This is a genomic window from Microvirga sp. 2YAF29 (genome assembly GCF_052114605.1).
Classification (GTDB): Bacteria; Pseudomonadota; Alphaproteobacteria; order Rhizobiales; family Beijerinckiaceae; genus Microvirga.
The window spans coordinates 51,701-77,367 of the sequence record NZ_JBFRFB010000010.1 but is presented as its reverse complement, the minus strand read 5'-3'; the positions used below and the strand labels follow the sequence as shown (position 1 = coordinate 77,367).

The window sequence follows — 25,667 nt, the reverse complement described above, 5'->3', positions numbered from 1 at the left end:
TATTAACGTTCCAGCCTTCAATGCAGCTCTTCGGGATTGAAAGGCTCGTTCGGATCCGGGTTGACCACTTCGATATAGTCTCGGGTCAGTTTCTTGCCCATGCTGGCAAGACGCCAGCCGGTGATCGGCTTGCGGTTGGGGAGCGGTGCGATGTTCTTCTCGACGCCGCCGATCATCACCCGAGTAATGTTGTCGGTATTGCCGAGAATGGTGACATCTTCCTCAACTCGGCCGTTCACGAAGATGATATCTGCCTCGTAGCCTTCGAGGATAGCGCCGACGCGGCCTTGCATGCGCAATGCGAAACCACCTTCAAACGTTGCAGACCGGATCGCCTCGAGCGGCGAGAAACCGAAATACTTCACCAGCACTTCCATTTCACGATAGTGCCAGTCCCCGTAAGGGACCAGCGAGAAGCCGGATTCCGAGCCGCAGAGGATCGGCACGCCCGCCTTATGTGCTTCGGTGAGGGTCTCGATGCTTTCCGTGATCTCGCGCTCGAAGAGGCGGATCAGGTTGTCCGATGTGCCGAGCCTCGGTCCGAAATCCACCATGTTCGCCTGGAAGGTCAGGGCAGGGGCAATGGGGATCTTGCGGTCTATCACCTCACGGAGCGCCGCCTCGTCCATGGCCGTGGCGTGGAAGATCAGGTCGAAACCTGCGACCGCAGCTCGGCGAGTGGCTTCCGCGCCCCGGCAATGGCCCATGACCGGCGTGTGCAGCTCATGCGCCGTGTCGCAGATGAGCTTCAGTTCGTCCTCGGTCCAGACGCAGACCTCCCCGAGATGAGCCATACGTGGGACGACGCCAGTGACGTGGACCTTGATCCAGTCCGCGCCGTGCTTGATTTGACGGCGGATCTCGGCAACGATTTCGTCACGCCCCGAAACGGCCTTATAATAGCCGGTGACACCCTTGTCGTTGATGAGTGTGCCTGCGGTTCCGCCGAGGTTGTTGATCAGCGCATAGGCACCACAGGACATTCGCGGACCTTCGACGATGTTGGCGTCAATCGCATCGCGCAGGTCCTTCATGTTTTCGAACGTGCTGTCAGGATCGAGCACCCCGGTTACGCCGGCGCGCAGCAACTTGCGTGCGTTATACGAAGCCACGAGAGCTGAAAGCGCATCGCGGCGCTGATGGAAAATCTCGGCATTCGAGGCCGCGTCGTCGAAGGCGAGATGGCAATGGGCATCGATGAGGCCGGGCATGACGGTCTGGCCGGATGCGTCGATGACCCTTACCCCCTCCGCCTGCGCCTCTGCCGTGCTGCCAAGGGCTGCGATTTTTCCGTCCTTGATAAGGATCGACGTCGCGATCGGCGCGGCGCCCGTGCCATCGATCACTCTGCCATTCCTGACGATGGTGTTCTTCTGCATGGCGAAATCTCCCTTTTAATATTAGTTCAATCTCAACAATCGACGCGCGTTATCCGCCAGCTTCGGCTCGGGCGCATGGCCGTCACCGGCATCCGGTGCGTCCCAGCCGGCAAAATTCGTGCCGTAAACCAGCCGATCATCTCCGATAAGTGACTTCAGCAGGTCGAGCGAAGGATCGTGATTCAGGTGATTGTCGAACCAGATGCGCTGCAGGCGTTCCTCTAGCGCGCCCTCTGGCTTCAGGGCTTCCGGCACCCAGGGACGCTTCTTCACGGCACGTTTCATGCGCCCGAAGAGATAGCCCATCGCGCCGCCGCCATGGCTGAGACAGAGATCCAGCCGTGGATGCCGATCCAGCACGCTGCCATAAACGAGGGTGCAGATCGCCAGCACTTCCTGTGCGGCAAAGCCGACCACTACATCGAGGTCGAATTGCTTAAGCGCAGGATCTCCCGGTGGTCCGTCGATGCCTGCCGGCCCCGGATGGATGAACAACGGCACGTTCAACGCCACACAGGTCTCATAGAGCGCATCCATCTTCGGATCGTCCAAGAGATGCGGCATATTCGTGCCGATCTGCGCGCCAAGCATTCTCAACTCGGTCACAGACCGCCGCAATTCCTCGCAGGCGGCAGTAACATCCTGCATGGGCAAAGCGGCCAACGCCCCAAGCCGTCCTGCTCTCGGAGCCACGACCCGGGCTAGAGCGTCATTGTGCGTCCGGCAATAGCGAATGGCGTCGGCAGGCGGGATGAAGTGGAAGTAGGTGAGGGGATTGGGTGACAGAACCTGATAATCGATCCCTGCCTCATCCATGCGCTTGAGGCGCAGTTCAGGATCCATGAACGGGCTGCCGATATAGCGCACTCCGTCCAGCCTATAGCTGCCGACCCGAAACCAAGGCTGACCTTGAGGCGTGGCTCCGATCTCCGGCCCATATTCTCCAGCTGCGCCCATGGTCTCGCTCAGGACTGCATGGGCGTGCACGTCTATGACGCGGGCGGTTTTGGGTGAATGGCTCATGCGGACCGTCCCGGATATGATGAAGTCTCAATATTCATTGGCGATCACCAGCTTGGGCGTCTTCGAACGAGAGCAGCAGGGCATAAAGGTGTCATTGCGTGACCGCTCGGCAGCGGTGAGGAACTGGTCGCGATGGTCTGGAATCCCCTCGACCACCTGCGTCATGCACATGCCGCAAACGCCCTCGGTGCATGAATTCGGCACGTCCAGCCCGGCATTCAGCAACGCATCCAGTGCGGTCTGTCCCTTGGCCACGGTGACGATCTGACCGCTTCCTTCGATCTCGATTTCGAAATCTGAATCGGTATCGAGTTGTTCGACGCTGCCCGAGAAATGTTCGGTATGGATCGCATCCTCAGGCCAGCCCGCAGCGAGCGCTGAGGATTTCACGTACTGGATGAAGCCGGTCGGCCCGCAGATATAAAGATGATCCTGCTGATCCCGCTTTGCCAGGAGCGGTCCGAGCGTCAGCCTTTGCTCCTCCGGCCCATCGTCCAGGCGCAGATGTACCCGGCCATGAAATCTCTCGGCCGACAGAATCTCCGTGAACGCCAAGCGGTCGCGGCTGCGAGCGCAGTAATGCATTTCGAAGTTGGCACCATTCGCTGCCAGTGACTCGGCCATCGCCAGCAGCGGGGTTACACCAATGCCACCGGCCAGCAGCAGAGTACGCTTCGCCGAAGGTTCCAGCGCGAAGTGGTTCTTCGGCTCACTGATGAGGAGCATGTCACCTACCGAGATTCTTTCGTGTATGTGACGTGAGACCCCTCGCGATTCCGGTTCCTTCAACACCGCGACCACGTAACGGTGCGTTTCCCAAGGTGGATTGCACAAGGAGTACTGGCGCATGGGCAGACCCGGCAACATGACATCAACATGCGCGCCCGGTTCAAACACGGGCAGAGCCTGGCCGTTTTCCGGAACCAGTTCGAGGGAAGCAATGTCGGTCGCTTCCTTGCGGATCGCTGCAACGCGAACCTGCAATGAGTTCATCGGTCAACTCCCATGAACGATGAGGGCATTTCGCCTAACGTTGCCAACTTGCTACGCAGGGTGATATAGTCAATTTAAATATTGTTATTGCACGTATCTGAAAAACAGATTGCTCTTTGGCAAACGATTCAGATTGGCTCCTCGATCGGGGAATGCGATGAAAATACCGGAATTCACTCTACGGCAGCTTACCTATTTCGTGGCGGCCGCCGAAGCCGGAAAGATTGCCAATGCCGCGGTTGAAGTCGGGGTGTCGCAATCGGCGGTCACGACGGCGATCCTTGAGTTGGAACGCACCCTGGGAATGCCGCTTCTGGATCGACACGCCACTGGCGTAACGCTGACACACCGGGGGCATCTCTTCTACCAACACGCGATGAAGATTCTTGGAGCTGTTGAGGATGCGCGGCGGTGGCCGTTCCAGGCATCGCTGAACCTGTCCGGTCACCTGCGTCTGGTCGCGACCCATGTGGTGATCGGTTACTTCCTGCTCCCCTACCTCGGAAAGTTCCGCAGCGCGCACCCCAATGTCGAGGTGACATTGAGTGAGTTGACGCGCCCTGAATGCGAGGAGGCGCTGATCACCGGGCGGGCCGACATAGGAGTCATTCTCACTTCGAATCTCAGCCGCCCCGATGAGTTGGAAAGCCGAACGCTGGCGCGCTCACAGCGCCGTCTGTGGGTTTCCGGAAACTCGCCGTTGCTGACCGAGAAGTCCGTGTCCCTCGCACAGCTCTCAGATCTACCTTACGTCTTTCTGATGGTCGATGAAGGCGAGAGGGTGATGCGTAATTTCGGCCGCCCTCTGGGCTTCGAACCCAACGTGGTGCTGCGCACCACATCGATGGAGGCGATGCGCGAGTGGATCGGGCTTGATCTGGGAGTGACCATCGTTGCCGACACGGTCTATCGCCCCTGGTCGCTCGAGGGGCGCAAGATCGAACGCCTGTCACTTGCTGAACCGGTTCCGCCGTTGGAAATCGGCTTGGCATGGAAACACGAGGGCGACCTGAGCGATGCGGCGCAGGCCTTCGCAGACTACCTGCTGCAGACCGTGCCGCGGAGCGAAGGCGCCGCCTGAACGAGCAGAGTGTACTCAGTTTGATGAGTGCGGATGAGAATACAACATCGATGGACTTTGAGGCTGGGTCGCCATTGTCGCCCGCGTATGATGCGCGCATCATACGCGGGCTGATCATTCGGGCGTCTTCTCTCAATAAGCATACCGGGTACTCGCGCTTATCATGATCAGTGAAACATTGATGCATATCGCGCGGGTGGAAAAGTCCTCTGCACCAATCCTGATCGGTCAAAAAATACGTTACACTGTTCGAATTGGTGTCGAAAGTTTTTAAGCTTTTCTCGCTCCTCGCCCTGATGCTACCTTCCCTAGAAAGAACCCGGTGTCACGCTAGATTATGAAAATACCGGTCCAATGGGAGGAAAAATGAAAACGACATTGAAATTCGGCCTAGCCATGGCCTTTGTACTGGGCATGGGTGGTGGAGCATTTGCCCAGACGAAGGAAATACGTGTCCTTCTCGCCAATCATCCGTATGGCGACATCCTCAAGGCGGCGATTCCAGAATTTGAGAAACAGAGCGGCATCAAGGTCAATGCCGAGAGTCTGCAGGAAAGTCAGCTCACGACCAAACTGACCACTGAGTTTGCCACCTCCTCCTCATCCGTCGATGTCTTCATGACGCGCCCGCTGCAGGACGGAAAACTCTTCGCCAAGAACAAGTGGTATGAGCCCTTGGCGGGTTATGACTTCTCGGATTATCCGGCGAATACGGTGAGCATCGTTACCTACGACGGTAAGCCGAACATCGTTCCGCTGGTTACCGAATGGCAGGTCCTGTTCTATCGCAAGGACCTTCTCGATGCCGCGGGCATCAAAGTCCCTACGAATTTCGACGAACTGGCGGCGGCTGCAGAGAAGCTCAATACTGGAGGGGTGGCAGGTTTTGCCTCCCGTGGTAAAGGCGCTGCGGCCGTAACCCAGCTCTCCAGCTACATCTATAATTTCGGCGGCCAGTATCTCGACAAGGGCGTGGCTGTCTTCGACTCGAAAGAGGCGGTCGATGGCATCCGCTATTATGGCAAGATCGTCGGAAGCTACGGCCCTCGTGGTGTGACTTCCATGTCGTGGGAAAACATCCTGCCGCTGTTCCAGGCAGGCCGTGTAGCGATGTGGACCGACGCGTCCGTCTTCTATGGCCAGATTATCGATCCCGCAAAGACGTCGCTCGGAGCGGACAAGGTTGGAATCGCCAAGTTCCCGGCTGGACCAAAGACGAATTCTCCCTTCTACGTGTCCTCGTGGGGCATCGCCATGGCGAGCCAGTCGAAGAAGAAAGACTTGGCGAAGACCTTCCTTGAATGGGCCACCAGCAAGGAGCTTGCCGCCAAGGCGATGCTTGCCAATATCACGATGGCACGGACCTCCGTCTGGGAGGACCAAGCTGTCATAGCTAAGGTCGATCCCGGCCTCGTCGAGACGCGCGCGTTCGTGGCGAAGAACGGCTATCCGACCGACAGGCCCTTCATGAGCGCTGTTGGCGAGGCCCGTGACCTGATCGGTGAGATCGTTATTGAATCGATCAACACGAAGGGCGAGGCGCCGCAAATCGCCGAAATGGCAAAAGAGCTTGCCGCCAAGGTGAATACGCTGCTGCGCGACACGGGCGAGTACGGACAATAAGCTCCCGGAGTGCCGCGCCGCCTTCGGGCGGCGCGGCATCGATCCGAAATACCAAGCGCGCCGAGCGCTTGCACCTGTCGAGAGTTTATGACCCAGAACAATTACGCGGACAGCAATATCCGTTGGATCTATCCCCTGCCGGCGATCCTTTTCGTCGCGCTGCTGATGGTCTTTCCAGTCCTCTACACCACCTACATCAGCTTAACGAACTGGACGTTGACGGCAGGTACTGCACCATCCTTCGTGGGCCTCGAGAACTACGGGCGTGTGTTGATCGAGCCGCGCTTTCTGCAGTCCCTGTGGCGTACGATCGCTTTCACCGTTTCCGCCGTGGCGCTGGAGACCGTGTTTGGAGTGGCGGCCGCTCTGTTGCTGAACCGCGCCTTCGTCGGTCGAGGCTTCGTGAAGCTGCTGCTCCTCCTGCCTCTGGTGGCGACCCCGGTCGCAGTGGGAATTGTGTTCAACCTTTTCTATGATCCGACGATCGGGTTGGCCAATTACGTTCTGGAGTCAGTTGGGCTGCCAGCCAGCTCTTGGATTTCCGATGCCAGCACTGTCCTGTTCTCCCTTGTCCTGGTCGATGTGTGGCAATGGACGCCCATGATCACGCTGATCGTGCTTGCCGGGCTTGCCGCCCTTTCCGACGAGTCGGCAGAGGCTGCGCGGATCGATGGCGCAAACGAATGGCAGATCATCCGGCTCATCACGCTCCCGATGGTGATGCCGGTTATCCTTACGGCCGTCGTCCTGCGTCTGATCGATGCCCTCAAGACCTTTGACATTATCTTTGCGATGACAGGCGGAGGCCCCGGCTATGCTTCGGAGACGCTCAACATCATCGGTTATAAGTATAGCTTCGAGTATTTCCGCATGGGGCAGGCTGCGGTCATCCTGGTGGTGCTCTTCTTTGTCGTCCTTGTGTGCAGCATGGCTATCACACGCTTGAGCAAACGAACGGCATCTTGAACGGTGACATCCAACGCAGGACAAGATCATTCATGAAAAAAAATGGATTCACGATTCTGTTTTACGCCGCAGTCGTCATGCTGGTCATGATCGTGCTGATGCCTTTCCTTTGGATGCTGGCCTCCTCACTCAAGACCCAGGTGGACATCGTCGCATGGCCGCCGAAATTCGTCTTCAGCCCGACGTTCCAGAACTATTACAAGGTGTTCGAAGAGCAGGATTTCATCCGGTACTTCATCAATTCGACAGTTGTTGCGGTTTTTGCAGTGGGCGTGTCGCTCCTGCTTGGCCTTCCGGCGGCCTATTCCATCGCACGCTTTTCTCAACGGCGGCTCGCGCTCGTGATCCTTCTGGCGCGACTGATGCCAGGCATCTCGTTCCTGATGCCGTGGTACATCATTTTCTCCCGCCTCGGGCTGATGGACAGCTACGTGGCCCTGGTGCTGAGCCACGTTCTTATCACTCTGCCCATCGTGGTCTGGATCATGTCGAGCTATTTCGACACCATTCCTTTGGAGCTCGAGGAATCGGCGATGATCGATGGCGCGTCGCGGCACTACATCTTCCTTAAGATCATCCTTCCCTTGTCCGGGCCCGGCATCATCACGGCCACGACCCTGTCATTCATCTTTTCCTGGAACAACTTCCTCTTTTCTCAGGTGCTCAGCATGGAGAAGACGAGGACGCTGCCGATCGCCGTGTTCAACTTCCTCTCCTACGCCGATATCGACTGGGGCGGAGTCATGGCGGCATCCGTCGCGATCATGGCGCCCGCCCTCATCCTGACGATGGTGTTCCAGCGCTACGTCGTGAGTGGTCTGACGATGGGGGCCGTCAAGGGATAGCCTATGGCAGGCTTCTCCTGACGCTTGGTTTTAGGCATAGTTTGCATGACGTTACGCGCTCATATGACAGTTAGGGACAACTGACATGGCTTCACTCCAGATCGTCGATGTTCGCAAGGCCTACGGCTCGACCCAGGTCATCCATGGCGTCGATATCGCCATCAATGATGGTGAATTCGTCATCCTCGTCGGGCCTTCCGGCTGCGGAAAGTCGACGCTTTTACGGATGATCGCGGGGCTTGAGAACATCTCCGGCGGCGAGATCCGGATTGGACCACGGGTCGTAAACGATGTTGCACCCAAGGACCGCGACATTGCCATGGTGTTCCAGAACTATGCGCTCTATCCGCATATGACTGTCGCCGACAACATGGCCTTCTCAATGAAACTGAGGAAGGCGCCGAAGTCGGAGATCGAGGAGCGCGTCAACAAGGCGGCACAGATTCTCAGTCTCACCAAACTGCTCGACCGCTATCCACGCCAGCTGTCCGGCGGGCAGCGCCAGCGCGTCGCCATGGGCCGCGCCATCGTGCGCGATCCACAGGTGTTCCTGTTCGACGAACCTCTGTCCAACCTCGATGCCAAGCTGCGCGTGCAGATGCGCACAGAGATCAAGCAGTTGCACCAGCGGCTCAAGACAACGACCGTCTACGTCACGCACGACCAGATCGAGGCCATGACCATGGCCGACAAGATCGTCGTGATGCATGATGGCATCGTGGAGCAGATCGGCGCCCCGCTTGATCTTTATGATCGCCCGGCCAACCTCTTCGTCGCAGGCTTCATCGGTTCACCGGCCATGAATTTCCTGGAAGGGCATTTGCAGGGTGGGCGCTTTATCTCGGAGGGCGGCATTACCCTGCCGGTGGCGAATGTGCCCGCGGCCTCGGACGGCAAGCCGGTCATGTACGGCATTCGGCCGGAGCACTTCATCCTCGACTCGAACGGCTTGCCGGCTGAGGTAACGGTCGTTGAGCCTACAGGATCGGAAACGCAAGTCTTTGCAAAATTCTGTGGCACCGATGTCGTCGGTGTCTTCCGCGAACGCGTCAATGCGCAGCCCGGTCAGCAGATCAACCTCACGCCCGATCCGAAGCTTGTTCACCTCTTCGACAGGCAGACCGGCAAGCGCATCTGACGGAAATAGGCCCCTGTCGCGGGAACTGTGTATTGCGCAATTCCAGGCGCATCGAAGCGTATCCATGGTTCTGCGCTTCAGGGCATGCCTTTGACTATATTGGACAAGGGCAGGGAATAGAGTGGCGATTTCCGTGATTAGGCCCAAATTGTCGATTAGCTTATGTTAACGTGATCTGTGTTGAGGCGTTGGCGTCGAGCGGGGCCGTCCATTCGGTCCTGGGTCGGACTCCCAATCCTCTGCAAAGAGGCCATGGCGATGACTGACGACATCAGGCCTGCATTCGATGATACGGACAAAAGTCCGGGACGACCCATATCTTTATCGTCTCCCATTCTGGTGGGGCCCGAACGGACCCTTCCCCCGGGCTATATCCACCTTGGGGTCGCCAAGGAAATCTCGCCGGCCTTGCGCGATTTCGGCATTTATCCAGATTCGGTCATCAGGGAGGCGGGACTTGACCCGCACCTGTTCGACGATGGAACGAACGTGATTCCCCATGCGGCACTGGGGCGGTTGCTCACCCTGTGCGTGGCCCGAACCAATTGCCCCCATTTCGGGCTTCTGGTCGGCCAGCGCGCCACGATCCTGTCTCTGGGCATGGTGGGGCGCCTGATGCAGCACTCGGAAACCCTCGGCGATGCCGTGCGGGCGCTAGTGTCCAATCTTAGCATTCAAAACCGAGGAGCCGTCCCGTCGCTCACCGTCATTGGAGACACGGCGCTGTTCGCCTTCTCGGTCTATCAGCCCGAGGCCGAGAGCGCGGATCAGATCTCAGATGGATCCCTCGCTGTTTCGGTCAACGCCCTGCGTGCCCTTTGCGGAGCTGGCTGGAATCCAGTTGAGGTGTTGTTGCCACGGACTGTGCCGGCGGATCAGGAGCCTTACAGGCTACATTTCCGGGCGCCTGTCCGGTTCAATCAGGAAACAGCCGTCGTCGTCTTTCCAGCCCGCGATCTGGATCACCGGATTGCCGGGGCCGATCCTATGGTGCGGGCTTTGCTGGAGGAGCGGATTCAGCAGATAAAGGGTGCTCAAGGCTCCGCTCTGTCGGACGATATCCGCCGGCTGCTGCGCATTCGCTTGACGAGCAAGCGATGCTCCGCGGACGACATTGCGGATCTGCTGGCCATGCACCGCCGCACCCTGAGCCGCCGCCTGAAGGGCAGCGGCATGGGCTATCGGGCGATTACCAACGAGATTCGCTTCGAAATCGCCCGTCAGCTACTGCATGATACCGAGGTGCCACTCGGACAGATTGCGGCGGCCCTCGGCTATTCCGAGGCGAGCGCTTTCACCCGAGCGTTCCGGCGCTGGTCGGGCCAGACACCCACTGCCTGGCGCGGCGAGGGCCACCCGGGCTGACGGTCAAAACTGTCAAGAGATTGTCCCCGCCGGTCAAGCACGGCGTTCAGGCAAGTTTACAATGATCCGGCCTGCTGTTGTTCCTGCAGGGTGCAGCTTGGATGCTCCCGTGGGAAGCTTGGGGAGGATCGCGCGGTGAAGCTGAGGATCGGTTCACGTCCAGGTGTGGCGCTCACGAAATCCGCGTTCGGCTTTCTCGCTGGCATGGCCATCATTAGTGCATATGCACCTGCCGCCTGGGCCGAGGATGGTGCAGCTCAGAACATTCTGAAGGCCATGGCGGATTATGTCAGCCGCCAGGACAATTTGTCCCTGAGTTACGATGCCGACATCGAGGTGGTGACCCCAGCGGTCGAGAAGATTCAGTTCAGTGCCTCGGGCAAGGTCACCATGAGCCGTCCGAACAAGTTCCGGATCAGCCGGACTGGGGGGTATGCCGATATCGAACTCATCTCGGATGGCACCAATGTGACGGTGCATGACCGTGGCGGCAATCGGTTTGCGCAGGTGCCTGCCGCAGGCACGTTCGACGAAGTCGTCGACAGGCTCCGCGCCGAGGCGCAGCTCGACCTGCCGGGAGCCGATCTTCTGCTGTCGAATTCCTATGAGGAATTGATGGCCGGGGTGCTGGAGGCCAAGCATATCGGTCGGGGCGTTGTAGAAGACGTCGAGTGCGAGCATCTCGCCTTCCGCAACCTCGACACCGATTGGCAGATCTGGGTTGAGGTTGGCGAGCATCCGGTCCCCCGGAAATATGTTATCACGAGCAAGGCGGTTGGCGCCGCACCCCAGTACACATTGCGCTTCAGGGATTGGAAGACTGGCGTCAGTCCGGCCTCTGATGCCTTCGCATTCAAGCCACTGGACGGTTCCAGCGGCGTCTCGATCACCGTCCTGAAAGACATCGACGAAGTTCCGGCTGGAGTCGTGCCCGGAGGTGCCAAATGACTACCCTGAAGCCAAAACGTCTCGCGGCATTCATGTTCTTGGCTGGCGCTGCGGTCCTGCTTTGTAGCGCCGGCAGCCTTTCTCCGTCCGGCTCGCTTATCGGCCAAGCGGAGGCGAGGGTCGGGCGACCTGCAACACCCATGAGCTATGCCGGCGTAGCCCGGCGGACAACCCGTCGGGCCGTGACTTACGGAGCAGCCGCAGGAGCCGCCGCAGCGGGGACCTATTACTATGCTGCTCCCGGCTGCCGACAAGTCGTGAACTCCTACGGCCAGATTGTGTATCAATGCCCATAACGGAATAGGATGGTGAGCGTGCGACGCCTCCAGACTTTGGTCGGTGCCTTATGGGTGCTGTTGTCGCTGGTCGTGGCTCAGGTGAGCGCCGGCCCTGCCTGCGCACAAACTCCCTCAGGTCCGCAGGCACCCTCAAGTCCAACGACACCGCCCCCGCAAGTCCAGGAACTTCTCAGGCTCCTGGATGACCCTGCCACTCGGATATGGATCGATCAGCAGCGGAAGTCCGCGGTTTCTCCGAGCGAGCCTAATGCCTCCGAGCCGCAAAGCATGGATTCCGAGATGCTGGCGACGCGGGTCGAAGCGCTGCGTACGCATCTAGGTTCCATTGTGTCAGCGGCACCTGGCCTCCCGCAAGAATTCCGGCAGGCTGCCGACAGGCTGGCGCAGGAACTTCAGAGTCGATCCCTCTTCGATGTTCTTCTTCTCGTTCTCGGCTTCCTCGGCCTTGGTGTCGGGGCTGAGTGGATTCTCGGAAAGGCTACGACGTCCGCGCGCCACCGCAGCCTTTCCCGTCCGGTGGGGACAGTGGCCGAACGCGTGCGGATGGTTGGCTGGCGTATGGCGTTCGGTTTGGCACATGTTGCGGTCTTCACGATTGGGAGCGTCGGCGCGTTCCTCATTTTCGATTGGCCGCCCTTGCTGAGGCGGATCGTACTCGCCTATCTGGTCGCGGCGCTCCTGTTGCGGTTCGCAATCCTTTGTAGCCGGATCCTTCTCTCTCCATGGGCGGAGGACGGTCACGATCCTAAAGCCCTGCGCGTTCTTCCCTTGACCGATTATGCGGCCCGGTTCTGGTACCGTCGCCTGGTGCTGTTTGTCGGATGGTTCGCATTCGGCTGGGCGACCGTCGAGCTCGTGCGTACCCTCGGATTCTCACCGGGCGGAGTCAGGCTCGTCGCTTACGTTCTCGGGCTTGGCCTGCTGGCGCTGGCGATCGAAGCCGTATGGCGATGGCCGCCTTCTCCTGCTCCTGTACTCGTTCCGCTGCCGGAAGGCGCTGAACGTTCTCCTCGGCACCATGTCACAAGAACGTGGTTTATGTCCCTCTACCTGGTCCTGTTATGGGGATTGTGGGTTGCCGGGCTGATCGGTCTATTCTGGCTCCTGACTATTGCCGTCTTGATGCCACAGGCGGTTAAGATAACCCAAAGCTCCGCCCGAAACCTGCTGCGGGCACCAGAGGGCGTAGAGGCTGCGAACCGCCATGAACTGAGTGCCGTTTATCTGGACCGGGGTATCCGAGCTCTTCTCATCGTTGCAGCGGCCCTGTTCCTGGCCTGGGTCTGGAACATCGATCCGGTCGAGCTCACCAGCCGCGATACGGTCGCAACAAGGCTGGTTCGCGGCGTGCTCAGCAGCATTGTCATCCTGCTCGTTGCTGATCTTGTCTGGCAGGTGGTGAAGACACAAATCGACCGACGCCTTTCGCGCCTGCAGGCCGAGGCGCCTCCAGGCAGCGAGACTGCCTTGAGTCAGGCGCGGATCCGAACCTTGCTTCCGATGTTCCGGATGGCCGCCTTCATCGTGCTATCCGTCGTAGCTGTGCTGATGACCCTCTCGTCGCTGGGCGTGGACATCGGTCCATTGATCGCCGGTGCGGGGATTTTCGGCGTTGCCATCGGCTTCGGTTCGCAGACGCTGGTCCGGGACATCATCAGTGGGGTTTTCTATCTGTTGGACGATGCCTTCCGGGTCGGCGAGTATATCCAGAGCGGCAGTTACAAGGGCACCGTGGAAAAATTGGGATTCCGCTCTGTCAAATTGCGGCATCATCGCGGTCCGGTCTTCACAGTCCCATATGGGCAGCTCGGGGCAGTGGAAAACATGAGCCGCGATTGGGTTATCGACAAGATGACCATCAGCGTCACCTACGATACCGATATCGACAGGGCCAAGAAGGTCATCAAACAGGTCGGCAAGGACTTGGCCGCGGATCCGGAAATCGCGCCCAATATCATCGAGTCCCTGAAAATGCAGGGTATCGAACAGTTCGGCGATTTCGCGATCCAGCTGCGCATGAAAATGATGACGCGCCCAGGCGAGCAGTTCGTGATCCGCCGCAAAGCTTACGCATTGCTCAAGACGGCCTTCGACGAGAACGAGATCAAATTCGCCTTCCCGACTGTTCAGGTGTCGGGCAGCAACGACCCTGGGCCTGCCGCCGCCAGACAAGCTCTCAAGCTCGTTAAGGGAGCCCCGCCCGAAGAGGGTGTCTAGTCGAACATCCTGCTGGCCTTCCTGAACTGTCAAGAGAAAGTCTCAAGTGGTCAAGCAGGCGGATAGGTAGCGACTAAGATGAGATCGATTTGGTAGAGCGAGGCCTGTCAGGAAGGGGGAAGGAGCGATGGAGATGCCATCTACCCAAACGGCAGACGGATCAGACACGACCCTTATCGTCGGCCCCTTGACGAGGGATTTACGCCGCCTGCTACGAACGGAACTGTTGCGGGACACCTGTTCCGCCGCCACAATCGCCCGTCTCTTCTCGATGCACCGCCGCACCTTGAGCCGACACCTGCGCATTGAGGGACTTGCATTCCGGCAGGTAGCCAATGAGGTCCGCTTCGAGATCGCATGTGATCTGCTGGCCAACACCGACATGGAGCTTAGTCAGATCGCGACGGTTCTCAGATATTCCGAGCCTAGCGCATTCACGCGTGCGTTCCGGCGTTGGTCGGGTCAGACTCCGTCTGCGTGGCGTGCCTGCCACCTTCGTGTCCCAAAAAGACGTTTCCGTAAACTGCGGCGTTATGGCGGCAATCGGAGGCAGGGCGAGCTTCAAAGTCCTATGGAAAAGCCTCTCTGAGCCAGTCGCCGTGGGATCAAGTCAGGTCCATCATCGTCGTGAGGGCGAATTTGACCGCTCTCTTCCCCGGCGGGCAGTCCTAAACTGTCAAAGCATTGGCTCAACCGGTCAAGCAGCGAATGTCGGAAGGATCATAATCGCCTTCTCATATGAGCCGTATGACGAGATTTGGCATGACACGTGTTCCGGCCAACGACTCGCAAATCCGGCGGCAACCGGTGGCCCATTGCGGCCGCCCGTCAGGAGCAGAGCGCGGAGATCATCATGACGGTTGCGGTTCCGACGCAAGGTACGCCACAGCAAGATACGCGGCGACATGACAAGTATGAGCGGCTGGTCGCTGAGGCTCAATCTGTCCCAAAGCTGAAGGTGGCTGTGGCCTACCCTTGCGACGCGGCATCCCTCGGAGCGGTCTTCGAGGCGGCTGATCTTGGACTGATCGAGCCGATCCTGGTCGGACCGCTAGCCAGGATCAAGGCTGCTGCGGAGGCGCTCGGCAAGGACGTCTCCCGAATGCGCGTCGTCGATGCCCAGTATAGCCATGAGGCAGCCGAAAAGGCCGTGGAGCTTGTCAAATCCGGTGATGCCGATGCTTTGATGAAAGGCAGTCTGCACACGGATGAGCTCATGGCGGCCGTGGTCCGCCGCGAGGGTGGGCTGCGCACTGCACGCCGGATCAGTCACTGCTTCGTCATGGACGTTCCGACGCATGAGACGGCGCTTATCATCACGGATGCCGCCATCAATATCGCGCCGACGCTGGAGGACAAAGTCCACATCGTTCAGAACGCTATCGACCTGGCGCGAGCTTTGCGGGTCGATCCGGTGCGGGTTGCGATCCTGTCCGCGATAGAGACCGTCAACCCTAAGGTGCCTTCGACTATCGAGGCTGCGGCTTTATGCAAGATGGCGGATCGCGGACAGATCACAGGCGGGATTCTCGATGGGCCCCTCGCACTCGATAACGCCATCGACCTCGGCGCGGCGAAGATCAAGAAGATTGAGTCGCCGGTGGCCGGGCAGGCCAACGTCCTCGTGGTCCCAGATCTCGAAGCAGGCAACATGCTCGCCAAGAGTCTGACCTTCCTGGCGGATGCCGATGCCGCCGGCATCGTGCTCGGCGCCCGTGTTCCGATCATCCTCACGAGCCGCGCCGATTCGACGATCACCCGGCTGGCCTCCTGCGCCGTGGCTTCGCTCGTAGCCGATGCGCAGCGCAAGCGCCTTGCCATCCCGGAGGTCTGACTGATGATCCCCGTTCTCATCGTCCTCAATGCAGGATCATCAAGCCTTAAATTCCAGGTCTTCGACATGCTCGACGGCGCCGAGCCGCAACTCGTCTGGAAGGGACTCTATGAAGGCCTGGGAGGGGCGGCGCATTTCCTTGTCAAGGGTACGGACGGGCCACTTCTCGATGAGATGACGTGGAGTTCTGGCGACCGGATTGGACACGAGGAAGCGTTGATGCACCTGATCTCCTGGTTGCGCCAGCACCAAGAGGGACGCAAGCTTGCCGCCATCGGGCACCGGGTCGTTCATGGAGGTGAGGCTTTCTCCTGTCCGGTTCTCGTTGATGACGCCGTTATCCAGAGACTTGAGACGCTGGTGCCGCTTGCCCCACTGCACCAGCCTCACAATTTGGAGCCGATCCGGATTGTTCAACGGCGTCTGCCGGGAATGCAGCAGGTCGCATGCTTCGACACGGCCTTTCACCAGACCCAGTCCGACATCGCGAGCCTGTTTGCCCTGCCGCGTTCCATACGGGAGCGTGGCGTGCGGCGCTACGGCTTTCACGGTCTTTCCTACGATTACATTGCATCCGTGCTGAAGGATTACGATCCGCAGTTGGCAAAGGGACGAGTGATTGTCGCCCATCTTGGCAATGGCGCGAGCCTATGCGCGCTCCGGGAAGGGATCAGCATCGCGACGACTATGGGTTTCTCCGCCCTTGATGGACTTCCTATGGGAACACGCTGCGGCGCCATCGATGCTGGCGTCGTGTTCTTCATGCTCCGAGAGATGAAGCTCAGTCCCGAAGAGGCCGAGCGCGTGCTCTATACCAAGTCGGGACTCCTCGGGGTTTCCGGCATCTCGAACGACATGCGGATATTGCGGTCAAAGGCAATGGATGTAGACGCCAGGCGCGCCATCGACATGTTCGTCTACCGCATCATCCGTGAGATCGGTTCGCTCGTGGCGGCGCTTGGCGGCGTTGACGGAATCGTTTTCACCGCCGGGATCGGCGAGAACGATGTGGCGACGCGGGCCGAGGTGCTCGCGGGCCTCACATGGGCGGGCTTCATCCTTGATGAGGCCGCCAACCGCGCCGGAGGACCGCGAATATCCAGCGGATCCGGACCTACAGCATGGGTCATGCCCACCAACGAAGAACTCGTGATCGCACGGCAAACGCGCAGCGCCCTCGCTGCCACGCAAGCCAGGCTCGCATCCTGACCAGGGAGATTGAAGTCATGGAGCCTCTCAAGAGCAAGCCGGACCAAGACAAGGCCCTCAGTGAACTTGGGGACGAGACGTTCATGTCGGCGGCTGACCTGCGGAAATATATGACTGACATGCAGATGGCGAAAGCCATGAAATCCGTGGACGGCATGGACCAAGCCGAGAAGGCTCGTCAGGGTTTGATCAAGCGGATGGCCGAACCCATTGACCTGACACCCGAGCGGCTGAATGAAATTCTGCAGCCGCTGCGGAGCAAACTTCGGTCCGCTGCGGAGCGCGGCCAGACCGAGCTGATGGTCATGCGCTTTCCCAACGCGATGTGTACTGATCATGGCCGCGGGATCAACAACGCGGATCCGGAATGGCCGAGCACTCTCACTGGACGACCACGGCAAGCCTACGAATTGTGGCGTGATCAGCTTCAACCCGTAGGCTTCAAACTCAGCGCGCAGATCATTGAGTGGCCAGGGGGGCTTCCGGGAGATGTCGGATTTTTCCTCAGATGGGGCGAAACCAAGAAGTGAAATCAACCTTCCAGGAGTGGACGTCGCCGATGCCAGGACATGAACCGACGACCAAAGCCGACCAGCATGAGCTTGAAACGGGTCTGATCGAATTCGGCCGCTTGCAGACGAAGATTACACAGGTCTATCAGGAAAGGTGCACTAAGGCAGCGCAGCACTACTTCGATGCTGTGAAGGCTGCGAGTGAGCCAATGGTTGACGGATTAAGTCGCACGGCGTCGCCTCTGGATCTTTGGCGTGACGCAAGCGCCTATTGGCTCGACTTCTCGCAGCGCTCGATCCTGTTCTGGGACACGCTGCGACAGCGCGGCAACAATTGGATCGAACATGAGAAGGCCGGCAAGCCGCCTTTGCTGGATTTTGATTGGGAGATGGTTGCTGACGCCCGCACATTCGAGCGCCCTGCGAACTATGCCCTAGTGCGCATCGTTCCGCCGGATGGCATTAAAACCGATCCGGAGCTGAGGCCCTTCGTCATCATCGACCCGCGGGCCGGCCATGGACCGGGCATCGGCGGGTTCAAGCAGGACTCGCAGGTCGGCGTAGCGCTCAAGGCAGGCCACCCGGTCTATTGCGTGATCTTCTTTCCCGATCCGATGCCTGGGCAGACGCTAGCGGACGTCTCCCGTGCCGAGGCGGAGTTCCTGCGCATCGTTGGCGAGTGCCATCCAAAAACGCGCAAGCCCGTCCTTTTTGGGAACTGCCAGGGCGGGTGGGCATCCATGCTCGTCGGCGCCATGGAGCCGGACCTGGTAGGGCCCATCGTCATCAATGGAGCGCCGATGTCGTATTGGGCCGGCAATGATGGCGAAAACCCGATGCGTTACGCCGGAGGCATCCTCGGAGGCACTTGGCCCGCACTCCTCGCGAGCGATCTCGGCGCGGGCAAATTCGACGGGGCCTACCTCGTCGAAAACTTCGAGTACCTGAATCCGGCCAACACCTATTTCGACAAGTACTACACGCTCTTCTCGAAGGTCGATACCGAACCGGAGCGCTTCCTTGAATTCGAACGCTGGTGGGGTGGTTTCTTTCTGATGAACCGGGACGAGATCCGCTGGATCGTCGAGAATCTGTTTGTCGGAAACAATCTTGCTGATGGTGACGCTGAATGGTCCGAGGGACGAGCCTTCGACCTGCGGGCCATCAAGTCGCCCATCATCCTGTTCGCGTCACTCGGGGACAACATCACCCCGCCGCAACAGGCTTTCAACTGGGTAGCCGATCTCTACCCGACGACGGAGGCGCTCAAGGCGAATGGACAGGTCATCATTGGCTTGATGCACAAAAGCGTCGGGCATCTGGGCATCTTCGTGTCGGGCCAGGTCGCAAAGCGTGAGTACACTCAGATCACCGATTTGATCGGGTATATCGAGCATTTGCCGCCGGGCTTGTACGGCATGCAGGTCGAAGAGCATGAATCCGATGGAGCCGTACATTATGACGTGCTCCTGACCGAGCGGCGAGTCGAGGATCTTCAGGTTCTGCAGAAATATGAACGCAAAGACGAGATGCCATTCAAGGCAGTCGAAACCGCTTCCGAAGCCTTGGCATCCACCTACGAAACCTTCGTTCATCCCTTCATCTCAGCGATAGTGACGCCTGCCGGCGCAGAGATGAGGCGGGCAATGCATCCGCAAAGATCGCAGCGCTGGGCGGTGTCGGACCTCAACCCATTCCTGTGGCCTCTCAAAGGCATGGCCGATCTGGCCAAGGCGAACCGTTTGTCGCGCGACAACGATAGTCCCATGGTCATGATGGAGCACTGGACGGCCGCCATGACGTCCGCTTCGTTGGATCTTTATCGCGATCTGCGCGATGCTGCGGTAGAGAGCGCCTTCTTCCGCACCTATGGCCCAGCCAGCATCGGGATGGCGGATTCCGCGCAATTTGCCGAACCCGAGGAGGCCGTCGATATCCGCAACGCTGCTCTAGTCAAGGAGGCACTTGCGCATATCGAGGATGGAAACCGGACGGAAGCCATCGTCCGTGCGGCACTCCTGCTGGCGAAGGAGGGCACGGGAAGGCGGCGGCTTTCAGCTATGAAGAAGGCACGCGAACTCGTCGGACAGGACATCGGCCTTCTCGACATGCCGGCAGAACGGGCCCGCGGCATCATTCGCGAGCAGTCGTATATCGTCGACTTCGAGCCGGTGAGGGCGCTTGCGGCTCTACCCAAGCTTCTACGGTCTCCTGAGGACCGGCGCTCTCTGCGCGTTCTGCTCGATCGCCTGGAAGGCCGCATTGAAGCCAACTCCAAGCAGGTCCTGCTGTTGGCCGAAATCCGCCGACTTCTTTCCGAAGATCTGGCCGAGGGACAGGCCAAGGCAAAACCGATCGCCATGACGCTGGTAAAAAGTCCAACGAAGGATCGACCCAAAGCGCGAGCGCAATCCGCTTCTCAACGTCGAATGCGTGAACACAGACGTACAAGGTCAAGCTCATGAACGATCACCCGACCGAATTGCCCCAAGCCGCGATTCAAACGAGTGTTCTGGAAGGCAAGCGGGCCCTCATCATCGGCATCGCGAACGAGCACTCGATCGCCTATGGCTGCGCCCGGGTCTTCCGCCAGCTTGGATCCGAACTCGCGATCACCTATCTCAACGAGAAGGCTCGACCGTATGTCGAACCCTTGGCCAAGGAGCTTGGCGCATCGATCATCGCGCCTTGCGATGTCGGCCGCGATGGCGAGCTCGAAGCCGTTTTCAACCATATCCGCGAGACGTGGGGTAGTCTCGACATAGCGCTCCATTCCATCGCCTTCGCGCCGAAGGAGGACCTTCAGGGCCGCCTTGTCGACAGTTCCGGCGAGGGCTTCAAGGTGGCCATGGATATCTCCTGCCATTCCTTCATCCGCATGGCCCGCCTTGCCGAGCCGTTGATGGAAGGGGGTGGCACGCTTCTCGCGATGAGCTATCACGGCGCCAACAAAGTGGTTCCGAATTATAATCTCATGGGCCCCGTGAAAGCGGCACTGGAGAGCGCCGTTCGCTATCTCGCCTATGAACTCGGCGACAAGCATATCAGGGTGCACGCGGTATCTCCGGGGCCTCTTAAAACTAGGGCTGCTTCCGGATTGAAGGATTTCGATGTTCTCCTTTCGGAAGCCACCGAAAGGGCTCCCATCGGAGAGCTGGTCGATATCGATGACGTGGGGCTCACCGCAGCTTATCTGACAACACCCTTTGCTCGGCGCCTGACGGGGACGACGACTTATGTCGATGGCGGTCTCAGCATCATGGCCTGATTGAATGCCATCAAGATCCAGAAGGGCTATGGAAGATGTTGATGAATGAAAGCCTTTCACCTCTGATACGGATCGAGAGCACCGTCGCAATGGTCATCGGGAATGATTTCTGTGGGCCTATTGGAGAGACAGCATGAATGTGCCGCTGAATCCTGCCGCTCCTCAGCATCTGCCGATCTTCATCACCCCTCCTGGCGAGACTGATGTCCTGATGGCCGTAATGGCTGCGGTGCTTGTGCTCTCCGTTCTCGCTGTCGGTCTTCTGTTCCTTCGGTTGCATACGCTGCCCGAGAGAATTGCGCATCGGTCTCACAAGCTGCAATTCGAGATCGTGGCTGTGCTGGGTTTGCTCGCTCTCTTCACGCACATTCATGCGTTCTGGGTGGCGGGCCTTTTGCTTGCGCTGATCGATATTCCCGATTTCGGAAATCCACTTCGCAGAATGGCGGGTTCTCTCGAGAAGATTGCCGGCATGAAGCCCGGCGAAGGTGGTGGGGAAACACCGAAAGAGCCTGATGGTTCTGTCATTTCCGCCGACGACCCGAAGGAGAGCACAGTCGAGGGACCGAAGACCCTTACTTCATCTCGAACGCCGAAGGAGAAGATCCATGCTTGAGCTGCTTCTCTGTTCTCTGCTGACCATTCTCCCTGACTATCTCTACCGCCGTTACGGTCAGGGAAAGCGGATCGGCAAGGAAATTACGCTCTTTTCGATGTGGTTCGAGCTGAGGTGGGGCATCATCACGTGCCTGATGCTCACAATCGGGCTGATTACGGTGATTTTCTATCACCATCCATCGACGACCAACGCTACGGCGCTCTTCCGCATCATTCCGATCCTTCCCGAAACCAACGGTCGCGTCGCGGAAGTCTATCTCGATGGCGTGAGTGGTTCCGTTAAGCAAGGTTCACCGATCTTCAGGCTCGACAGTTCGAAGCAGGAGGCTGCCGTCGAGACCTCACGCCGGAAGATCTTCGAGACCGAGGCTGCGATGGTTGTCGTGCAAGCGGATATCCTCAGCGCCGAGGGCAGGATCGTCGAGGCGAAGAGTTCATATCAGCAGGCCGTCGATGAACTGGAGACGAAGCAGGAAATCTACCGCCGCAATCCAGGCGCCGTAGCCGTTCGCGATATCGAAAAGCTTAAGGTCGCCGTCGAGGGACGCCAGGGGTCGATCGACGCCGCCACCGCCGCGAAAGCCCAGGCAGAAGCACGATATTCCGCGCTTCTGCCGGCTGAGAAGGCAAGCGCCGAAGCTGAGTTGGCCCAGGCAGAAGTAGATTTGAGCAAGACCGTTATTCGCGCAGGCATTGATGGACGGATAGAGCAGTTCACACTGCGCGTAGGCGATGTCGTCAACCCGCTCATGCGCCCCGCCGGCGTCTTGATTCCTATCGAAGCGGGACGGGGACGCCTCCAAGCAGGCTTCGCACAAGTCGAAGCCCAGATCATGAAAGCCGGCATGGCAGCGGAGGTCACCTGCGCCTCGAAGCCGTGGACGGTCATTCCGATGGTAGTGACAGGCGTGCAGGACTTCATCGCCGCGGGTCAGATCCGCAGCGGTGAGCAACTGATGGACGTGCAGCAAGTAGCTCGGCCGGGCACAATTCTGGTCTTTCTCGAGCCTCTCTATGAAGGCGGACTTGACGGGGTCACCCCAGGCAGCAGCTGCATCGCCAATGCCTATACCAGTAATCATGATCTGATCGCGTCGGGCGAGGTTGGTGCCGTGCGCGGCTTTGCCTTGCATGCGGTGGATGCTGTTGCTCTCGTCCATGCCATGATCTTGCGGATTCAGGCACTGGTTCTTCCCATTCAAACCCTTGTCTTCGGCGGCGGACACTGAGGCTTGGCGGGCGTCCGATTGCGCGATTACAACTCCGAAATGAACAGGCTGATGACGATCTACACTCAGCTTGCGAAGGACGGAGTCAAAATCGGTAAGTAACGAGAGACGGCGATGATGTCTCATGATGCCCGCCCGCTCCAGGCACGGGCGCTCATTGAACCTATCTTCCCTGGAAAGGGGTTCAATAAGGGTTGGCGCGGTCGAAATCTCTATGCTTGGCACGTAATGCCAATCGTTCTTGAGTAGCGCGCTGCTGAATGATCGGCTCTGCTGTCTTGCGCGGGACCTCCGCACCGTACAATTGGCCTGCACCGTTCCGGGAGTCGTGTTGGGCTGTTACCGGGAACAGCGGCGGTACTGGGTGCCCATCGTGTCCTGCTCATTGAAATAGCGTTTGAGCGTTCCATCGGGCTGCGCTGACATCAAAACCCTGACCTCGCTGGCCGAAATGGCATTGGCGCAGCCGAGAACAAGTCGTTGTCGTTCTCCAGCCGCATTGACCGATTTAATGCGACATGTCGCTTGGGGTGTTTTCAGGCGGCTGCCAGATATGATGAAGGCGGGCGCGAAGATATCGATCGGCTTTTTGAACGATGTTTCTTTTCTAGCGAAAGAGTAGACGTCAGTACAATCGCCGCTGCCCTGCAACCAAGCGCCTTGAAAACTGGAAAGGCTCGGTTACGCCATCGCGCCGACACTCCCTGCCAGCACAGAAAGATCCAAGCCAAGCCCGGCGCAAGCAAGTCGAGCAATTCGCATCATGACCCTCCACCAAGGTGCCTGCCCGAAATTGCCTCGGGTCAGGAAGACCGGACATCGTGGGATTACTGTATGTCGAGCGGAGTAGGGCGCTTGACCGGAAGGGACAATCGCTTGGCACTTTGGGCCATCAAACCGGGTAAAATGGGAATCCGTTCAGGTCGAACATTTCTGCTGCTGCGCCGAGGAGCTCATAGTTCCTGGGCCTGTTAGGTCCATCCGAAAGATATGCTGGTTTGAAACCTACACAAAGCCCCCGTCTCATATTAGAGCGGGGGCTTTGATCTCGGCGAGAATGGGCAGGGCTGAAGTCAACGAATGTTCGGAGAGGCTGAATGCTACCCTCTAAACAATGCGCCTGATCTGCACGCTATCTTAGGCCGCCGTAGCTGCATGAGGTGAGCCTTGCCAAAGCAAGTCTGCCTCCTGGTCGGAGAGGGTCGCCGGGCGCTCCAGCATAGTTGTGATCGGTATCGCGCGTCCCGTGGAAGCGCTTTCCAGTATGCTGTGCATGATCTCAAGGACATGAAGGGCCAGCCTGCCTGTCGAGCGGTGAGGAGTGCCATTGAGCGCGGCGCTCGCGAGATCGGCGAGGCCGAGCGCGCGGTAGTTGGCGCGCGACGGCATATCGGGCGCCCAATTCGGAGAGCGCCAGTTCGGCGCCCCAAGCGGCATGTCGCTTGAGTCCTTGGGTTGCCATTCCCCGCCGCGCTCCGTTATCTCGACATAGCCGCCGAAGAAGTTCGGATCCGGCACGCGCAGGGAGCCTTCGGTGCCATAGAGCTCGACCGCAGGATGTCCGTGCTTCCAGACATCCCAGCTCATGCAAAAGGTGACCTGAGCACCAGACGCGAATCCCAGAAGCGCCATGACGTTCGTTGGCGTCTCCACACTGATCCGCTGGCCCTTTTTCGGAGATTCCGCGGTCACGACGCGCTCGGGAAACCCAATGCCCGACATGGAGAACACGCGCTGCACCGGGCCGATGAGGTTGACCAGGGTGCTGAGATAGTAGGGGGCCATATCCAGAATGGGACCGCCGCCCGGCTTGAAGAAGAACTCCGGATCGGGATGCCAGTGCTCCATGCCGTGAGACATGAGGAAGGCCGATCCCGAAAGGATGCGCCCGACAGCTCCATCGTCCACGAGCTTGCGGGCTAGGCGTCCACCTGCTCCGAGGAATGTGTCCGGTGCGCAGCCCAGCAGCAGGCCACGCGCCTCGGCTTCATCGACGAGCTTGCGACCCTGCTCGAAATCCACCGCGAGGGGCTTTTCGGAAAAGACGTGCTTGCCTGCGCTGAGTGCGGCGAGAGACACGCCGAAATGAGCGCTGGGGATCGTGAGGTTCACAACGAGATCGACATCCTCGCGAGCCAGAAGCTGGTCGACCGTGAGGGCTTCGATCCCGTGGCGGCTGGCCTGTGCCTGTGCGATCTCGGGCCTCACATCGGCGCAGGCGCGCAGCGTCAGTCCCCGATAGGCCGGAATATTCTGAAGATAGATGCCCGAGATGTTGCCGCACCCGATGATGCCGACATTCAGGGTTTTCATGGTTCTTATCCTTCGATATTGCGCAGGAAGTCGAAGCTCGCGCGGGCTGTCTTGGCAGGGTCGGCGGGCTTGTCATGTTCGACGACCATCCATTTGGCGCCTGCCTCACGGCAGGTCCGCCACAGGCTGCGCCAGTCCAGCACACCGGAGCCAACATCCGCCCAACCGTCCTGGTCTTCGTTCTGTCCTGCGGGAGCAATGTCCTTGACGTGAGCTGCCGTGATCTTACTGCGGTAGCGTTCGATCCATGCCTTAGGGTCGACATTGCCGCGTACAAGCCACGACACATCGACTTCCCAGGCGAGGGGGCTGCCGTCCGCTTCTTCGAAGATCAGCTCCAGCGCCGTCTTGGCGCCATCCTTCGGGACCATCTCCCAATGATGGTTGTGATAGCCGAGCCGGATGCCTTCCTTCTGGAAGCGCTCGGCCATTTGGCCGAGCTCCTGCCCGAGCGAACGCCATCCATCGGCTGCCATGTCACGCTGCTCGGGAGGAACAGCGGGCATGTAAAGGTCCGTGAGGTCGAGAACCTGGCAGGCCTCGATGACTGCATGGGGCTTTTCACGCAACGCGGCCAGGCTGACATGGCTGGAGGATGCCTTCAGGCCCCACGCATCCAGTTTGGAATGCACGCCTTGCGCATCATCGAGATGCGAGCCGACCATTTCCACATAGCGGTACCCGGCTTGCGCCACGGTATCGAGAATGCGGTCGAGGTCTTCCATCGAGCGCAGGGTGTAAAGCTGAATTGAAAGGCAATCTGTGACGCTCATGAAGTCCTCAAAGTTTTGAATGTGAAAGCGCTGG

General features: G+C 59.1%; 23 protein-coding genes. 16 read left to right on the top strand and 7 right to left on the bottom strand.

What is annotated here, in order from left to right; genetic code table 11:
• Window positions 1-17 precede the first annotated feature (17 nt).
• Genes AB4Y85_RS14205 through AB4Y85_RS14195 form a run of 3 tightly spaced genes read right to left on the bottom strand, consistent with a single transcriptional unit; the run spans window position 18 to window position 3,395 of the window.
• The gene (locus AB4Y85_RS14205) at window positions 18-1,379 is read right to left on the bottom strand and encodes an amidohydrolase family protein (RefSeq protein ID WP_441985559.1); all 1,362 of its coding nucleotides are present in this window, start codon (window positions 1,377-1,379) and stop codon (window positions 18-20) included.
• Between the two features lie 21 nt (window positions 1,380-1,400).
• Window positions 1,401-2,402, bottom strand: coding sequence for an amidohydrolase family protein (locus AB4Y85_RS14200; protein ID WP_441985558.1), 1,002 nt, complete (start codon window positions 2,400-2,402; stop codon window positions 1,401-1,403).
• Between the two features lie 27 nt (window positions 2,403-2,429).
• The gene (locus AB4Y85_RS14195) at window positions 2,430-3,395 is read right to left on the bottom strand and encodes a PDR/VanB family oxidoreductase (protein WP_441985557.1); all 966 of its coding nucleotides are present in this window, start codon (window positions 3,393-3,395) and stop codon (window positions 2,430-2,432) included.
• A 157-nt stretch (window positions 3,396-3,552) separates the two neighbouring features.
• Between AB4Y85_RS14195 and AB4Y85_RS14190 the strand changes: the two genes are divergently transcribed.
• The 7 genes from AB4Y85_RS14190 (at window position 3,553) to AB4Y85_RS14160 (ending at window position 11,361) form a co-directional block, all read left to right on the top strand.
• Window positions 3,553-4,476, top strand: coding sequence for a LysR family transcriptional regulator (locus AB4Y85_RS14190; RefSeq protein ID WP_441985556.1), 924 nt, complete (start codon window positions 3,553-3,555; stop codon window positions 4,474-4,476).
• Window positions 4,477-4,842: 366 nt separating this feature from the next.
• A complete protein-coding gene (locus AB4Y85_RS14185; protein WP_441985555.1) occupies window positions 4,843-6,099 on the top strand; it encodes an ABC transporter substrate-binding protein in 1,257 nt (418 codons plus the stop codon).
• An 87-nt stretch (window positions 6,100-6,186) separates the two neighbouring features.
• A complete protein-coding gene (locus tag AB4Y85_RS14180; protein ID WP_441985554.1) occupies window positions 6,187-7,065 on the top strand; it encodes a carbohydrate ABC transporter permease in 879 nt (292 codons plus the stop codon).
• 32 nt (window positions 7,066-7,097) lie between these two features.
• Entirely contained in the window at window positions 7,098-7,910 is an 813-nt protein-coding gene (locus AB4Y85_RS14175; RefSeq protein WP_441985553.1) for a carbohydrate ABC transporter permease, read from the top strand.
• An 85-nt stretch (window positions 7,911-7,995) separates the two neighbouring features.
• On the top strand, window positions 7,996-9,048 hold the full coding sequence (locus AB4Y85_RS14170; protein ID WP_441985552.1) for an ABC transporter ATP-binding protein: 1,053 nt from the start codon (window positions 7,996-7,998) through the stop codon (window positions 9,046-9,048).
• Window positions 9,049-9,306: 258 nt separating this feature from the next.
• A complete protein-coding gene (locus tag AB4Y85_RS14165; protein WP_441985551.1) occupies window positions 9,307-10,413 on the top strand; it encodes an AraC family transcriptional regulator in 1,107 nt (368 codons plus the stop codon).
• 135 nt (window positions 10,414-10,548) lie between these two features.
• Window positions 10,549-11,361: a DUF2092 domain-containing protein gene (locus tag AB4Y85_RS14160; protein WP_441985550.1), complete on the top strand. Its 813-nt coding sequence runs from the start codon at window positions 10,549-10,551 to the stop codon at window positions 11,359-11,361.
• A 629-nt stretch (window positions 11,362-11,990) separates the two neighbouring features.
• Here the strand turns inward: AB4Y85_RS14160 and AB4Y85_RS14155 are convergent.
• Window positions 11,991-12,158, bottom strand: coding sequence for a hypothetical protein (locus AB4Y85_RS14155; protein WP_441985549.1), 168 nt, complete (start codon window positions 12,156-12,158; stop codon window positions 11,991-11,993).
• A gap of 27 nt (window positions 12,159-12,185) precedes the next feature.
• On the opposite strand from AB4Y85_RS14155, the gene AB4Y85_RS14150 reads away from it, so the two are divergent.
• The 9 genes from AB4Y85_RS14150 (at window position 12,186) to AB4Y85_RS14110 (ending at window position 22,547) form a co-directional block, all read left to right on the top strand.
• A complete protein-coding gene (locus AB4Y85_RS14150; protein WP_441985548.1) occupies window positions 12,186-13,877 on the top strand; it encodes a mechanosensitive ion channel family protein in 1,692 nt (563 codons plus the stop codon).
• A 127-nt stretch (window positions 13,878-14,004) separates the two neighbouring features.
• Window positions 14,005-14,466, top strand: a complete 462-nt coding sequence (locus AB4Y85_RS14145; RefSeq protein WP_441985547.1) for a helix-turn-helix domain-containing protein — start codon at window positions 14,005-14,007, stop codon at window positions 14,464-14,466.
• A 264-nt stretch (window positions 14,467-14,730) separates the two neighbouring features.
• Window positions 14,731-15,711, top strand: a complete 981-nt coding sequence (locus AB4Y85_RS14140) for a phosphate acetyltransferase (protein ID WP_441985546.1) — start codon at window positions 14,731-14,733, stop codon at window positions 15,709-15,711.
• A 3-nt stretch (window positions 15,712-15,714) separates the two neighbouring features.
• Entirely contained in the window at window positions 15,715-16,920 is a 1,206-nt protein-coding gene (locus AB4Y85_RS14135) for an acetate/propionate family kinase (protein ID WP_441985545.1), read from the top strand.
• A gap of 17 nt (window positions 16,921-16,937) precedes the next feature.
• On the top strand, window positions 16,938-17,450 hold the full coding sequence (locus AB4Y85_RS14130; RefSeq protein WP_441985544.1) for a hypothetical protein: 513 nt from the start codon (window positions 16,938-16,940) through the stop codon (window positions 17,448-17,450).
• A 29-nt stretch (window positions 17,451-17,479) separates the two neighbouring features.
• Window positions 17,480-19,897, top strand: coding sequence for a DUF3141 domain-containing protein (locus tag AB4Y85_RS14125; RefSeq protein WP_441985543.1), 2,418 nt, complete (start codon window positions 17,480-17,482; stop codon window positions 19,895-19,897).
• Complete coding sequence (gene fabI, locus AB4Y85_RS14120) at window positions 19,894-20,700, top strand: enoyl-ACP reductase FabI (RefSeq protein WP_441985542.1); 807 nt, start codon at window positions 19,894-19,896, stop codon at window positions 20,698-20,700. The genes AB4Y85_RS14125 and fabI overlap by 4 nt, the downstream gene beginning before the upstream one ends.
• Before the next feature lie 133 nt (window positions 20,701-20,833).
• A complete protein-coding gene (locus AB4Y85_RS14115) occupies window positions 20,834-21,316 on the top strand; it encodes a hypothetical protein (protein WP_441985541.1) in 483 nt (160 codons plus the stop codon).
• Window positions 21,309-22,547 carry an HlyD family secretion protein gene (locus tag AB4Y85_RS14110; protein ID WP_441985540.1) on the top strand — a complete coding sequence of 413 codons (1,239 nt, stop codon included), beginning with the start codon at window positions 21,309-21,311 and terminating at the stop codon, window positions 22,545-22,547. The genes AB4Y85_RS14115 and AB4Y85_RS14110 overlap by 8 nt, the downstream gene beginning before the upstream one ends.
• A gap of 339 nt (window positions 22,548-22,886) precedes the next feature.
• On the opposite strand, the gene AB4Y85_RS14105 is transcribed toward AB4Y85_RS14110, so the two are convergent.
• From AB4Y85_RS14105 to AB4Y85_RS14095, 3 genes are all read right to left on the bottom strand, one after another.
• Complete coding sequence (locus AB4Y85_RS14105; protein WP_441985539.1) at window positions 22,887-23,198, bottom strand: hypothetical protein; 312 nt, start codon at window positions 23,196-23,198, stop codon at window positions 22,887-22,889.
• 486 nt (window positions 23,199-23,684) lie between these two features.
• Window positions 23,685-24,860, bottom strand: a complete 1,176-nt coding sequence (locus AB4Y85_RS14100) for a Gfo/Idh/MocA family protein (protein WP_441985538.1) — start codon at window positions 24,858-24,860, stop codon at window positions 23,685-23,687.
• A gap of 5 nt (window positions 24,861-24,865) precedes the next feature.
• Complete coding sequence (locus AB4Y85_RS14095) at window positions 24,866-25,633, bottom strand: sugar phosphate isomerase/epimerase family protein (RefSeq protein WP_441985537.1); 768 nt, start codon at window positions 25,631-25,633, stop codon at window positions 24,866-24,868.
• Window positions 25,634-25,667 lie beyond the last annotated feature (34 nt).

Coding starts and splice junctions, on each gene's coding strand:
- AB4Y85_RS14115 (WP_441985541.1), top strand. CDS start 20,834: ATGAATGTGCCGCTGAATCCTGCCGCTCCTCAGCATCTGCCGATCTTC.
- AB4Y85_RS14140 (WP_441985546.1), top strand. CDS start 14,731: ATGACGGTTGCGGTTCCGACGCAAGGTACGCCACAGCAAGATACGCGG.
- AB4Y85_RS14165 (WP_441985551.1), top strand. CDS start 9,307: ATGACTGACGACATCAGGCCTGCATTCGATGATACGGACAAAAGTCCG.
- AB4Y85_RS14190 (WP_441985556.1), top strand. CDS start 3,553: ATGAAAATACCGGAATTCACTCTACGGCAGCTTACCTATTTCGTGGCG.
- AB4Y85_RS14100 (WP_441985538.1), bottom strand. CDS start 24,860: ATGAAAACCCTGAATGTCGGCATCATCGGGTGCGGCAACATCTCGGGC.
- AB4Y85_RS14180 (WP_441985554.1), top strand. CDS start 6,187: ATGACCCAGAACAATTACGCGGACAGCAATATCCGTTGGATCTATCCC.
- AB4Y85_RS14195 (WP_441985557.1), bottom strand. CDS start 3,395: ATGAACTCATTGCAGGTTCGCGTTGCAGCGATCCGCAAGGAAGCGACC.
- fabI (WP_441985542.1), top strand. CDS start 19,894: ATGAACGATCACCCGACCGAATTGCCCCAAGCCGCGATTCAAACGAGT.
- AB4Y85_RS14095 (WP_441985537.1), bottom strand. CDS start 25,633: ATGAGCGTCACAGATTGCCTTTCAATTCAGCTTTACACCCTGCGCTCG.
- AB4Y85_RS14205 (WP_441985559.1), bottom strand. CDS start 1,379: ATGCAGAAGAACACCATCGTCAGGAATGGCAGAGTGATCGATGGCACG.
- AB4Y85_RS14185 (WP_441985555.1), top strand. CDS start 4,843: ATGAAAACGACATTGAAATTCGGCCTAGCCATGGCCTTTGTACTGGGC.
- AB4Y85_RS14135 (WP_441985545.1), top strand. CDS start 15,715: ATGATCCCCGTTCTCATCGTCCTCAATGCAGGATCATCAAGCCTTAAA.
- AB4Y85_RS14125 (WP_441985543.1), top strand. CDS start 17,480: ATGCCAGGACATGAACCGACGACCAAAGCCGACCAGCATGAGCTTGAA.
- AB4Y85_RS14145 (WP_441985547.1), top strand. CDS start 14,005: ATGGAGATGCCATCTACCCAAACGGCAGACGGATCAGACACGACCCTT.
- AB4Y85_RS14200 (WP_441985558.1), bottom strand. CDS start 2,402: ATGAGCCATTCACCCAAAACCGCCCGCGTCATAGACGTGCACGCCCAT.
- AB4Y85_RS14110 (WP_441985540.1), top strand. CDS start 21,309: ATGCTTGAGCTGCTTCTCTGTTCTCTGCTGACCATTCTCCCTGACTAT.
- AB4Y85_RS14175 (WP_441985553.1), top strand. CDS start 7,098: ATGAAAAAAAATGGATTCACGATTCTGTTTTACGCCGCAGTCGTCATG.
- AB4Y85_RS14130 (WP_441985544.1), top strand. CDS start 16,938: ATGGAGCCTCTCAAGAGCAAGCCGGACCAAGACAAGGCCCTCAGTGAA.
- AB4Y85_RS14170 (WP_441985552.1), top strand. CDS start 7,996: ATGGCTTCACTCCAGATCGTCGATGTTCGCAAGGCCTACGGCTCGACC.